This is a genomic window from Pseudomonas sp. SJZ074, from assembly GCF_007828215.1.
Lineage (GTDB): Bacteria > Pseudomonadota > Gammaproteobacteria > Pseudomonadales > Pseudomonadaceae > Aquipseudomonas.
The window spans coordinates 1-11,821 of sequence record NZ_VIUE01000012.1; the positions used below are offsets into that span (position 1 = coordinate 1).

Sequence of the window (11,821 nt, forward strand, 5' to 3'; positions counted from 1 at the left end):
TGAATGGGCATAAAAAATCCGATACCAGAGGACTGGTATCGGATTTTCTAGAAAGCCCGGCTTGGACTCAAATGCTTAAGTGAACAGCATTACGCTTCGGCGGGGCTTTTTGTTTACACGCAATACTACTTCTTCAAGCCCAGCTTCCTGAGTTCTTCATCCCGCAACTCACGCCGCAGGATCTTGCCCACGTTGGTGGTCGGCAACGCATCGCGGAACTCGACGGCCTTGGGCACCTTGTAGCCGGTGACATTGGCGCGCATATGCTCCATCACCTGCTCCTTGGTCAACGTGGCGCCTGGCCGGACGACGATGAAGATCTTGATCGCCTCGCCGGATTTCTCGTCCGGCACACCGATGGCGGCGCATTGCAGCACGCCCGGCAAAGTTGCCAGCACATCTTCCAGCTCGTTGGGGTACACGTTGAAGCCGGAGATAAGAATCATGTCTTTCTTGCGATCGACGATGCGCATATAGCCGTCCGGCTGAATCACTGCGATATCGCCGGTCTTCAGCCAGCCCTCGCTGTCGAGGATTTCGTCGGTGGCCTCCTGGCGCTGCCAGTAGCCCTTCATCACCTGCGGGCCTTTCACGCACAACTCGCCGACTTCGCCCAGAGGCAACTCGACGCCCGCATCATTGATGACTTTGCACAGCGTCGACGGCACCGGGATGCCGATGGTGCCGACCTGGATGTTCTGGATCGGGTTGACCGTGGCCACCGGACTGGTTTCAGTCATGCCATAGCCTTCGCAGATCGGGCAGCCGGTGACCGCTTTCCAGCGCTCGGCAGCGGCCAGTTGCAGGGCCATGCCGCCGGACAAGGTGACTTTCAGTGCGGAGAAATCCAGCTTGCGGAAGCCCTCGTTGTTGCACAGCGCGACGAACAGGGTATTGAGGCCGACGAAACCGCTGAACTTCCACTTCGACAGCTCCTTGACCATCGCCGGAAGGTCGCGCGGGTTGCTGATCAGGATGTTGTGGTTGCCGATCAGCATCATCGCCATGCAATGGAAGGTGAAGGCGTAGATGTGGTACAGCGGCAGCGGCGTGATCAACACTTCACAACCTTCATTGAGGTTGGAGCCCATCAGCGCCTTGCATTGCAGCATGTTCGCCACCAGGTTGCGGTGGCTCAGCATCGCGCCCTTGGCCACGCCGGTGGTGCCACCGGTGTACTGCAACACGGCAATGTCATCGCTGCCCGGGTTGGCTTCGGTCACTGGCCGACCGTGCCCCTTGCTCAGCACGTCATTGAATTTGACGGCCTTGGGCAGGTGATAGGCCGGGACCATCTTCTTGACGTACTTGATCACGCTGTTGATCAGCAGCCGCTTGAGCGGCGGCAACAGGTCGGCCACCTCGGTGACGATGACGTGCTTGACGCCCGTCTTCGGCACCACGGCCTCGGCCAGGTGCGCCATGTTCGCCAGGCACACCAGCGCCTTGGCACCGGAGTCGTTGAACTGGTGTTCCATTTCCCGCGCGGTGTACAACGGGTTGGTGTTGACCACGATCATCCCGGCGCGGATAGCACCGAATACAGCCACCGGGTACTGGAGCACGTTGGGCAATTGCACGGCGATTCGATCGCCCGGTTGCAAATCGGTATGCTGTTGCAGATACGCGGCAAAGGCCCCGGACAATTCGTACAGTTCACCGTAGGTGATCGTCTTGCCGAGGTTGCTGAATGCCGGTTTGTCGGCGAAGCGTTGGCAGGACTGCTTCAACACTGCCTGAATATTCGGATACTCGTCTGGATTGATGTCGGCAGCAATCCCAGCTGGGTACTTATCCTTCCAAAAGTCTTCGAACATGGAAGCCCACTCCTCAGCAACGCGAATTCTCACCGCATTTGATGCGATTATTATTGGTGTGTTTATTGGTGAATCTGGCTTGGATGAAGGCCGAGAAGTCACAAAAGCGCGCCGAGAGTAGCAGCTTTGCCAAGGGTCGACTAGAGCCAAAAGCAGGCCCCACAGTCACAAACACGACTCAAGAATTATCAATGGTCATTTTTAGAGTAAAAATTCTACCGCTCTGTAGGAAGGCTCTGAAGTCGACCTTCTTTTTTGCTTAAACCACCAAACCAATGTGGGAGCGAGCCTGCTCGCGATAGGGTGTGTCAGCCAATATTTCTGTGACTGCTCTACCGCTATCGCGAGCAGGCTCGCTCCCACAAAGGGCATGTGTATGGTCTACATCAAGCGATATCGCGCAGTTCCCGGCGCAGGATCTTGCCCACCGGCGTCATCGGCAGCGACTCTCGTAGCACGATGTGCTTGGGTATCTTGTAGCCGGTGAAGTTCTCCTTGCAGTAGGCCTTGAGTTCTTCAAGGCTGACGCCCGTCTCCCGCGCCACCACGAACAGTTTCACCGCCTCTCCCGAACGCTCGTCCGGCACGCCGATCACCGCGCAATTGGCGACTTTCGGGTGGGCCATCACCACGTCTTCGATTTCGTTGGGGTACACGTTGAAACCCGAGACGATGATCATGTCCTTCTTGCGGTCGACGATCCGCACGAAACCGTCCGGGTCGATCACCGCGATGTCACCGGACTTGAACCAGCCATCACTGTCCAGCACTTCGGCGGTGGCTTCAGGCTTGTTCCAGTAGCCTTTCATGATCTGCGGCCCCTTGATGCACAGCTCGCCGCGCTCGCCCAAGGGCTGTTCGGTGCCGTCGTCGCTGATCACTTTCATCAGCGTGCCCGGCACCGGCATCCCCACGGTGCCCAGCCGGGATTTACCGCCATAGGGATTGGCACTCGCCACCGGCGAGGTTTCGGTCAGCCCATACCCTTCGGTAATGCCGCAACCCGTGATCTGTTGCCAGCGCTCGGCGGTGGCCTTGATCAACGCGGTACCGCCGGAATTGGTGACCTTGAGGTGGGAAAAATCCAGGGTCTTGAAATCCGGATGGTCCATCAGCGCCACGAACAGCGTGTTGAGCCCCAGCAATAACGAGAAACGCCAGTTCTTCAGCTCCTTGATGAAGCCCGCAATGTCCCGTGGATTGGTGATCAGCACGTTGTGGTTGCCGGTCACCATCATGCACATGCAGTTCGCCGTGAAGGCGTAGATATGGTACAGCGGCAACGGCGCGATCATGACCTCCTGGCCTTCGCGCAGCAGCGGCTGGCCGTCATCGCCGAGCTGCCCCAGGCAGGCCCGGGCCTGTTGCATGTTGGCCACCAGGTTGCCGTGGGTCAGCATCGCGCCCTTCGCCAACCCGGTGGTGCCGCCGGTGTATTGCAGCACCGCGATGTCGTCGAGGCTGACCTTCAATGGCTTGATGGCCTGGCCACGTCCCAGGCGCAAGGCGCTCTTGAAGGAAATGGCCTGGGGCAGCGAATACGCCGGGACCATTTTCTTGACCTTGTTCACCACGGTGTTGACCAGCCAGCCCTTGGCGGTGGGCATCAGGTCGCCCATTTTCGCTTCGATCAGGTACTGCAGGTCCGTGTCGGGCAGCACTTCCTGGACCTTGCTGCCGAACAGGTTCATGTACACCAGCGCCCGGGCACCGGAATCCTTGAACTGGTGGCGCATTTCCCGCGGGGTGTACAGCGGGTTGGTGTTGACCACGATCAACCCGGCGCGCAAGGCACCGAAGACAGCAATCGGATATTGCAGGACATTGGGCATCTGCACCGCGATACGGTCACCGGGAACCAGATCGGTATGGGTTTGCAGGTAACCGGCAAAGGCTGCGCTATAGCGCTCGAGCTCGGCATACGTGAGGGTCACGCCCATGTTGCTGAACGCCGGGCGGTCGGCGAATTTCTTGCAGGAACGCTCGAACACCTCGATGACCGACTTATAGGCCCCGAGGTCGACATCCAGGGGCACGCCGGCCGGGCGTTTGTCATTCCAGAAATCAGGCTGCATTGTTTTTATCCTCTTTACCTGAACCTATCCCGGGCCGCTTCTTTACGATTCGCAGAAGCGGAGCTCTTGGGACACTAGCAGCTCTGGCCAATCAGGCAAATACGGCAATTTGTGTCATAGATTGTGTGAATCTTGCCGCCTACGTGTGGCCTGATCAGGCGAGACGCAACGGATGCGCTATACAATGGAGCAACATCGCGCATGCGCCCATGTAAAGGATCGTCATGATTCATCAAACGTTCTGGCTGACCGCAACTGATCACAGCCACCTGTTCGTCAATCAGTGGTTGCCCGAAGCCGCGCCCGGGGCCGTGATCATGCTGGCTCACGGCATGGCCGAACACAGCGGCCGCTATGGGCGCCTGGCCCAGGCCCTGTGCGACGAAGGCTACGGTGTCTACGCGCCGGACTTGCGCGGCCATGGCAAGACCGGCGAAGGGGCGATCCTCGGCCACTATGCCGACGAAGATGGCTGGGCCAAGGTGGTCGGCGACCTGGCCAGCCTCAACCATCACATCGGTCAGCACCATCCCGACATGCCAATCGTGCTGCTGGGCCACAGCATGGGCAGCTACATCGCCCAGGCGTACCTGCTGCATCACAGCGCGAGCCTGCATGGGGCGATTCTCAGCGGTTCCAATTTCCAACCGGTGGCGCTGTATCGCGTCGCCCGCCTGATCGCCCGTTTCGAACGCTGGCGCCAGGGCGCCACCGGCCGCAGTGCCTTGATCGAATGGCTGTCGTTCGGCAGTTTCAATCAGAAATTCAAACCAATGCGCACACCCTTCGACTGGCTCAGCCGCGACCCGGCCGAGGTGGACAAGTACATCCACGACCCACTATGCGGCTTTCGTTGCAGCAATCAGCTGTGGGTCGACCTGCTCGGTGGCTTGCAGCAAATCAGCAAAGCGTCCAATCTCGCCCAGATCGATCCAGACCTGCCGTTGCTGGTCATTGGCGGTGAATGTGATCCGGTGAGCGAAGGCAAGCGTCTGAAGGATCTGGCCGACGCCCTGCGCAGCGCTGGCAGTCAGCACCTGCAATTGACGATTTACCCACAGGCCCGGCACGAATTGTTCAACGAAACCAACCGCGATGAAGTGACGGCCGATGTATTGGCCTGGATTGCCCAGGCCCTGACCCACAAGCGCCCGCCACGCAGCGAATAGTTTTCCAGCGTTTTTCCATTACCCGCCACAGGATCGGAAACAGATGACCCAGGTTACCAATACCCCTTACGAAGCCCTCGAAGTCGGCCAGACCGCCAGCTACAGCAAAGCCGTCGAAGAACGCGACATCCAGCTGTTCGCCGCCATGTCGGGCGATCACAACCCCGTGCACCTGGACCCCGAATTCGCCGCAGCGAGCATGTTCAAGGAGCGCATCGCCCATGGCATGTTCAGCGGTGCGTTGATCAGCGCGGCAGTGGCGTGCGAGTTGCCAGGGCCTGGGACTATCTACATCGGCCAGCAGATGAGCTTCCAGAAACCGGTAAAGATCGGCGACACCCTGACCGTGCGCCTGGAGATCCTGGAAAAACTGCCAAAGTTTCGTGTACGCATCGCCACTCGCGTATTCAACCAGCGCGATGAACTGGTGGTGGATGGCGAGGCCGAGATCCTCGCGCCGCGCAAGCAACAGACGGTGACCTTGCCGACGTTGCCGGCGATCAGCATCGGCTGACAGCCCTAATCATCTCTGGAATGGCATCTACTGTGGCGAGGGGATTTATCCCCTCGCCACAACGGTCTCAGTGCCAGCGCTACTGAGCCCCCTCCTGCACCTGCACACTCGCCGTCATCCCCGCACTCAGGTTCACCCCTTCCGGCACCTTGTCCAACTTGATCCGCACCGGGATCCGCTGGGCCAGGCGCACCCAGTTGAAGGTCGGTTCCACTTCCGCCAGCAACTGCGCATCCGGGTTGGTATTGCGGTCGGTAATACCGCGGCTGACGCTTTCGACGTGACCTTCCAGGGCATGACCGGCGCTCATCAGCCAGACCTTGACCGGATCGCCCACGCGGATCCTCGGCAGTTTGGTCTCTTCGAAATAGGCCTGCACATAGAATGTCGAATCGTCGATCAACGCCATGACCGGCTGCCCGGCGTTGACGTAGTTGCCTTCGGCCAGCCGCAGGTTGGTGATGTGTCCGCTACGAGGCGCCAGGACCTGGCTGCGGGCCAGGTTGAGTTCGGCGACCTTGGCCTCGGCCTGGGCCTCGCGCAGTTCGCCCCGGGCGATGCCGGCGTTGATCTGGGCATTTTCCCGCAGCTCGGCGCTGATGGCCTGGGGCCCCAGGGCGGCACGACGACTGGCTTCGTGCTCGCGCAAACTCAGTTGCTGCTGACGGGTCTGGACCACTGCCCTGGCCTTCTCCACAGCCGCTTCGAAGCGCTCGCGGTCGATGCTCAGCAAGAGATCCCCGGCCTTGACCTGCTGGTTATCCACCGCCTTGAGCTCACGCACCCAACCCGACACGTCGGGAGCGATCACCACCACGTCGGCGCGAATCCGCGCATCCCGGGTCCAGGGCGTGAGCATGTAGTACTGCCACAGGTGAAACCCGGCGAAAATCGCCAATGCCACCACACCCAGCGTAATGGCGACACGTACAGAGGTACGCATGTTCAACTCCTTATAACGGCCCGAGGACCAAGGTAATCACTGTCAGGACACAGACATACAGGGCACAGTCGAACAAGGCTTCGTGCCAGATCCAACGGCCGGCCGGCACCAGGCTGAGCAACAGGCGCAGCGCACCGGTCACCATCAAGGCCAGCACCACATAAATCAGGAACGGGCTGAGCAACACCCCGCCTATCGACCACTCACGCAAGCCCATGGCTGTGCTCCCGTCGTTCAGGTTCGTGCTGGCGGCACCAGGCGCGCCAGCTGTTCTGCAATTGCACCACCGCGCCCTGGGCCAACTTCAGCGCATCGCCAGTTGACTCTTTCGATAACACCTTCAGGAACTCGGCGCTGGCCGGAGCCAACGCATCGGCCTGCTCACCGGACGGACCGCGTTCGAGCACCTGCTCCAGCGCTTCGAAATAACGGCGCTGCGCCCGGCTGTCGGACACCTGGGCGACGGCCAGGCTCAGGCGCAGGTGCAGCAGTTCATCGCCGATATCCAGGCCAAGCAGTCCATCATCCCAACGGCTACGCGACGGGACCGGCAGCTCGGGATAATGCCGCGCCAGTTGCAATAGCCGATCGGCCATGCGCCCGCCGAACCAGCTCTCGGCGCCACTCAGGTTGCGCCGGGTCAGGCGTACCAGGTCATCCAGCGTCGCAGCCAGCAGGCGACGGCCGTGCCAGGCCGGATCGCGCAGAATCAGCAGATTGAATGCCAACACCGCCGCCCCTACGCCGATCATCATTGCCTGAGCGTTATTGAAGAATGCCGCCACGTCATACTTCATGGCGTTGAGCGGTGACACCAGCACCACAAAATGCAGGCAGAACGACGTCGCCGTGGCGAAGATCGGCGGCTTGGCCATGCCCAGCGCGCCGAAGAACAGCGGCACGCCCATGGCCATGCAAAGCATGGCGAAGCTGCTCCACTGCGGCAGCAGGATCTCGCCGATCACGAATGCCGTCGGCACGGCCAGCAGGATGCCCCGCAGGAAACTCATGCCGATCTGCGCGCCGTTTTCGCGACTGGCAAACAAGCTGCACACCACACACGTCAACACCAACGCGCCCGACGCGGCGGGCCAGGCCGTTGCCAGCCAGAAGCAGGAGACTGCCAGAAAGGCCAAGGCACTGCGGGCACCGAATACCATGGCCAGGGACAAGTCGCGATGGGGCGTCAAGGTGCGCGGCGGATCCGACGCCTCCCTGCCCTCCCGCACCGCCGCCAGTGCGGCGCAGGCGGCCAGGGCGGTGTCGAGCAACAAGGCGAAACGCGCCAGGCAGTAACTTTGCGCCGAGCTGATCGAAGGGTCGTGGGAAGCGTCCAGTACCCGCGGTCGCAAAGCTTGCAGCGTTGCAGTATCGGCATCGAGGGCTTGCTGCACCTCGCTCATCCAGGGTTGAAGAGCCTCGGCTTCGGCCGGCTCGAGCTGCTTCCATTGCCGGCGCACCGAACGGGCGATACGCAGCAGCATCAGCAATTTCTGGCTCAAGCCGCTGATGGCTCGGGCGCGCTGTCGACCCAGGCTGCCTTCGAACCAGGCGTGTTCGCGCTGGGCATCCACCGCGACGATCCGGCCGAGGATCTCCAGCAAGCCCTTGCGCGCCTGGGCGTCGCCGGCCAGGGTGGCACGGGCCGCCTGCATGCCGCTCTGCCAGGCGGCATGGGCCTGGCCCGCCAACTGTCGCTCGACCCGTAACGGCCAGAGCAAGGCGCTGGCGGCCGTGGCGCAGACAATGCCCAGGCTGATCTCGGTGCAGCGCGCCACCGCCTGATCGAACACCCCCAACGGGTGGGAAACGGCCGGCAAGGCGATGATCGCCACCGTGTAGCCGGCCAGCACGAACGAATAGGACCAGGCACTTCGCAGCAACGTCGAACAGGCCGTGCACAGCCCCAGCCACACGGCCAGCGCCAACAGGAACAACCACGGAGTCTGCGCGAACAACCCCATGAAGACCACCGACATGACGGTCCCCACCAGCGTACCGAGCAGCCGCGCCAGCCCCTTTTGCACCACCATCCCCGACAGCGGCTGCGCCACGATGAACGCAGTCATCAACGCCCACGACGGCTGCTCCAGCCCCCATCGCAATGCCAGCCACAGCGCCAGTCCGCCACCGAGGACGGTCTTGATGGCGAACTGCACAGCGAGGCGGTCGGGGGCGAACAAGGCCTGGAAGGTAATGGGCACGCAGGACACTCTTTGCGGGGTTGCAGTAACGATAGTTGCAATGATGAGTAATGGGGCAGGCGCAATTATTAGCTGGCTATCTATTTGAGTCCAGAGCTGATTACTCGTGGATTCGACAAGACACTTTTTCCAAAATGTGCTTGCCGATAAATCGCCACAAAAAAACGCCAGACAAGCTGGCGTTTTCTGGATCAAGCACAGGTATCAGCTGGCGCGTGCCTGGTTACGCAGCGCCTTGACCTGATCATGGTTGCGTTGCACGCCGTGGAACTGGCGTTCAACCAGATCACGGATGCCGAGCAGATTGTGCTTGGTGATCTTCTCCATGGCTTCCCTGTAGGCCTTCAGCGCATGGTCTTCGCCGCGCTCGGCTTCGTTGAGTACCGCTTCCTCGTCCTTGCCGGTGAACATGGACTTCACATCCACCCAACGGCGGTGCAGGTCACCAGAGACGCTGGTGGAGGTTTCCGGATCGCCACCCAACGAGCGAACGGCCGTCTGCAGTTCGGACGCAGCGGTGGCACAATCTACGGAGCGTTGCTCGAACAACTTCTTGAGTTGCGGATGCTTGATGTCTTCGGCGCAGGTCTTGAAGCCTTCCTGACCATCCTTGCTGGTCTGGATCAGGTCGTTCAGGACGGCGATGGCTTCTTTGTTCATATCGGTCATTTTTCAATTCCTTTGCTGGTGAATAAAAAACCTGCAAGGAATATTGCATCGGCCATGCCAGCTTCGACCGAGGATAATTAATCCTAAAAATCAATAAGTTAATTAAATAGACAAAATCTGTATCCGCGTTATTTGCATGATCTGTCATTTGGCCTGCATGCAGAATGCCTGTATTTTCAAACCTGATTGATTCAAGACATTTGCCATGAACCCGGAAACCCTCGAACTGCTGGTCACGCGCCAGATGCCCTTCGGTAAATACAAAGGCCGAATCCTGGCCGACCTGCCCGGTCAGTACCTGAACTGGTTTGCCCGCGAAGGTTTTCCCCACGGAGAATTGGGCGGTTTGCTGGCGTTGATGCAGGAGATCGATCACAACGGTCTGTCCGACCTGCTCGACCCGCTGCGCGTCAAGCACGGCAAACCCAAACCCCGCCCCTGATCAGGCCCTCCCATGCCCGAGAACACCCTGTACGCCCACGATGAAGCTTTCTGGCAGACCTTTGTCGACCGCTACGACGTCGCCGCCGATGGACCGCTGAACCTGGAAAACGGCTACTTCGGGCGCATGTCGCGGACCGTGGTCGAGGAGTACCAGCGCAACATCGACTTCATCAACCGCAGCAACTCGGTGTACGTGCGCCAGCAGTTCGACCGTGAACAAGGCGAGGCGATTCGCCGCCAAGTGGCAGAGTTGATCAAGGCGCCTGCGCAAACCGTGGCGCTGACCCGAAGTGCGGTGGACTCCCTGCAATCGTTGATTCGCAACTACAACGGCCTGAAGCCTGGCGACCAGGTGCTGATCTGTGACCTGGAATATCAGTCGGTCAAGAACGCGATGCGCTGGCTGGCCCGCCAGCGTGGCGTGGAGCTGATCGAACTGGTTCACCAGCATCCGGCCAGTTTCGAGAGCCTGGTGGGGACTTACCGGGAGGCGTTCATTCGCTACCCGCGCCTGAAACTGATGACGCTGACCTACGTCAACCACCTCACCGGGCTGGTGATGCCAGTACAGGCCATTGCCGAAACGGCTCGGGAGTTCGATGTCGACATCATCCTCGACGGCGCCCACGCTCTGGGCCAGATCGATTTCGACCTGGCCCAGATGGGTATCCCGTTCGCTGGATTCAATCTGCAGAAATGGATCGGCGGGCCCCTGGCCCTGGGTTTCCTGTACATCGCCCCGCAACGCCTGGCCGATATCGATCCGGACATGGACGACAGTCATTACCCGGCAAACGACGTCCGCTCACGCACGCCCCACAGCACGCCGAATATTCCGGCCCTGCTGACCCTGCCCCTGGTATTCGAAGAACACCGCGCCCTGGGTGGCGCCCTGGCCAAAGGTACGCGACTCTGTTACTTGCGCGACCTGTGGGTCAAGGCAGTGCGGGATCTGCCGGGTATCGAAGTCATGACCCCGGATGACCGGCGACTCTACTGCGGCATCACCTCGATGCGTTTCACCGACCACGCAGATCAGCAGGTAATGGCTGACCGATTGCTCAACGAGTACGGGATCTTCACCGTGGTGCGCAACACCAGCGTGGGGCCCTGTATCCGTATCACGCCGGGGTTGATCACCCTGGCGAGCGATATCGAGCGGCTCATCAAGGCGCTGCTTGATTTGAGCCGAACATAGGTCCCCTCGCCACAGGTTCAGTGGAAGCTGAAATTCAGGCAAAAAAAAACGGTGCGCCGACCAAGCGCACCGTAAAGCCGTAGAACACCCAACGAAGTTCGGTAAAACAATCAGTCCAGCAGCGCCAATGCCTCGGCGGTGCATTCCTGGATACGGGCCCAGTCGCCGTTCTTGATCCACTCCGGATCGAGCATCCAGCTACCGCCCACGCACATCACGTTTTTCAACGCCATGTAGTTCTTGATATTGGCCGGGCCGACGCCACCGGTCGGGCAGAATTTCACTTCGCCGAACGGGCCGCCCAGGGCCTTGATGGCGGCGACACCACCACTGACTTCCGCAGGGAACAATTTGAAGCGGCGATAGCCCAGGCTATAGCCTTCCATGATGCCGGAGGCATTGCTGATGCCTGGCAGCAACGGAATCGGGCTGTCGACACTGGCTTGGAGCAAATCACGGGTGATGCCCGGGGTCACGATGAACTGCGAACCTGCCGCCTCGGCAGCGGCCAGCATCTGGCGGTCGAGCACCGTGCCGGCACCGGTCACCAGCTCCGGACGCTGCTCACGCAGTACCTGAATGGCCTTGAGGCCGAACTGGGAACGCAAGGTCACTTCCAGCGCCGTCAGGCCACCGGCCGCCAGGGCATCGGCCAGCGGCAGGATGTCCTGTTCGCGGGCGATGGTGATGACCGGCAGGATCCGCGCCTTGGCGCACAGATCGTCGATCAGGGTAACTTTGTCCGCCATGGAAACGGTCGGGGGTAGGTTTGTCATAGCGGCTGATCC

Annotated in this window: 11 protein-coding genes; 4 read left to right on the plus strand and 7 right to left on the minus strand. The window is 60.5% G+C overall.

Annotated elements, in window-relative coordinates; translation table 11 throughout:
- Window positions 1-125: 125 nt before the first annotated feature.
- Window positions 126-1,817 (minus strand): long-chain-fatty-acid--CoA ligase FadD1, encoded by a 1,692-nt coding sequence (gene fadD1 / locus FBX99_RS14385; RefSeq protein ID WP_145131851.1) that lies wholly within the window; start codon window positions 1,815-1,817, stop codon window positions 126-128.
- 386 nt (window positions 1,818-2,203) lie between these two features.
- The gene (fadD2, locus tag FBX99_RS14390) at window positions 2,204-3,892 is read right to left on the minus strand and encodes a long-chain-fatty-acid--CoA ligase FadD2 (RefSeq protein ID WP_145131853.1); all 1,689 of its coding nucleotides are present in this window, start codon (window positions 3,890-3,892) and stop codon (window positions 2,204-2,206) included.
- A gap of 224 nt (window positions 3,893-4,116) precedes the next feature.
- Between fadD2 and FBX99_RS14395 the strand changes: the two genes are divergently transcribed.
- Both FBX99_RS14395 and FBX99_RS14400 read left to right on the plus strand, forming a co-directional pair.
- Window positions 4,117-5,061 carry an alpha/beta hydrolase gene (locus FBX99_RS14395; RefSeq protein WP_145131855.1) on the plus strand — a complete coding sequence of 315 codons (945 nt, stop codon included), beginning with the start codon at window positions 4,117-4,119 and terminating at the stop codon, window positions 5,059-5,061.
- Between the two features lie 43 nt (window positions 5,062-5,104).
- Entirely contained in the window at window positions 5,105-5,575 is a 471-nt protein-coding gene (locus tag FBX99_RS14400) for a MaoC family dehydratase (RefSeq protein WP_024781188.1), read from the plus strand.
- 79 nt (window positions 5,576-5,654) lie between these two features.
- On the opposite strand, the gene FBX99_RS14405 is transcribed toward FBX99_RS14400, so the two are convergent.
- The 4 genes from FBX99_RS14405 to FBX99_RS14420 all read right to left on the minus strand — a co-directional run bounded on the left by FBX99_RS14405 (window position 5,655) and on the right by FBX99_RS14420 (window position 9,391).
- On the minus strand, window positions 5,655-6,518 hold the full coding sequence (locus FBX99_RS14405; protein ID WP_144928766.1) for an HlyD family secretion protein: 864 nt from the start codon (window positions 6,516-6,518) through the stop codon (window positions 5,655-5,657).
- A 10-nt stretch (window positions 6,519-6,528) separates the two neighbouring features.
- Window positions 6,529-6,735 (minus strand): DUF1656 domain-containing protein, encoded by a 207-nt coding sequence (locus tag FBX99_RS14410; protein ID WP_144928764.1) that lies wholly within the window; start codon window positions 6,733-6,735, stop codon window positions 6,529-6,531.
- Window positions 6,722-8,722: an FUSC family protein gene (locus FBX99_RS14415; RefSeq protein WP_145131857.1), complete on the minus strand. Its 2,001-nt coding sequence runs from the start codon at window positions 8,720-8,722 to the stop codon at window positions 6,722-6,724. The genes FBX99_RS14410 and FBX99_RS14415 overlap by 14 nt, the downstream gene beginning before the upstream one ends.
- 204 nt (window positions 8,723-8,926) lie before the next feature.
- Window positions 8,927-9,391 (minus strand): PA2169 family four-helix-bundle protein, encoded by a 465-nt coding sequence (locus tag FBX99_RS14420; protein WP_144928759.1) that lies wholly within the window; start codon window positions 9,389-9,391, stop codon window positions 8,927-8,929.
- Window positions 9,392-9,596: 205 nt separating this feature from the next.
- Here FBX99_RS14420 and FBX99_RS14425 point away from each other — a divergent pair, with 205 nt between their 5' ends.
- Entirely contained in the window at window positions 9,597-9,833 is a 237-nt protein-coding gene (locus FBX99_RS14425; protein WP_024781183.1) for a DUF3820 family protein, read from the plus strand.
- A 12-nt stretch (window positions 9,834-9,845) separates the two neighbouring features.
- Entirely contained in the window at window positions 9,846-11,033 is a 1,188-nt protein-coding gene (locus FBX99_RS14430; RefSeq protein ID WP_144928757.1) for an aminotransferase class V-fold PLP-dependent enzyme, read from the plus strand.
- Window positions 11,034-11,143: 110 nt separating this feature from the next.
- On the opposite strand, the gene FBX99_RS14435 is transcribed toward FBX99_RS14430, so the two are convergent.
- Window positions 11,144-11,809, minus strand: a complete 666-nt coding sequence (locus FBX99_RS14435; RefSeq protein WP_144928755.1) for a bifunctional 4-hydroxy-2-oxoglutarate aldolase/2-dehydro-3-deoxy-phosphogluconate aldolase — start codon at window positions 11,807-11,809, stop codon at window positions 11,144-11,146.
- Between the last annotated feature and the right edge of the window lie 12 nt (window positions 11,810-11,821).

Coding starts and splice junctions, on each gene's coding strand:
- fadD1 (WP_145131851.1), bottom strand. CDS start 1,817: ATGTTCGAAGACTTTTGGAAGGATAAGTACCCAGCTGGGATTGCTGCC.
- fadD2 (WP_145131853.1), bottom strand. CDS start 3,892: ATGCAGCCTGATTTCTGGAATGACAAACGCCCGGCCGGCGTGCCCCTG.
- FBX99_RS14395 (WP_145131855.1), top strand. CDS start 4,117: ATGATTCATCAAACGTTCTGGCTGACCGCAACTGATCACAGCCACCTG.
- FBX99_RS14400 (WP_024781188.1), top strand. CDS start 5,105: ATGACCCAGGTTACCAATACCCCTTACGAAGCCCTCGAAGTCGGCCAG.
- FBX99_RS14405 (WP_144928766.1), bottom strand. CDS start 6,518: ATGCGTACCTCTGTACGTGTCGCCATTACGCTGGGTGTGGTGGCATTG.
- FBX99_RS14410 (WP_144928764.1), bottom strand. CDS start 6,735: ATGGGCTTGCGTGAGTGGTCGATAGGCGGGGTGTTGCTCAGCCCGTTC.
- FBX99_RS14420 (WP_144928759.1), bottom strand. CDS start 9,391: ATGACCGATATGAACAAAGAAGCCATCGCCGTCCTGAACGACCTGATC.
- FBX99_RS14425 (WP_024781183.1), top strand. CDS start 9,597: ATGAACCCGGAAACCCTCGAACTGCTGGTCACGCGCCAGATGCCCTTC.
- FBX99_RS14430 (WP_144928757.1), top strand. CDS start 9,846: ATGCCCGAGAACACCCTGTACGCCCACGATGAAGCTTTCTGGCAGACC.
- FBX99_RS14435 (WP_144928755.1), bottom strand. CDS start 11,809: ATGACAAACCTACCCCCGACCGTTTCCATGGCGGACAAAGTTACCCTG.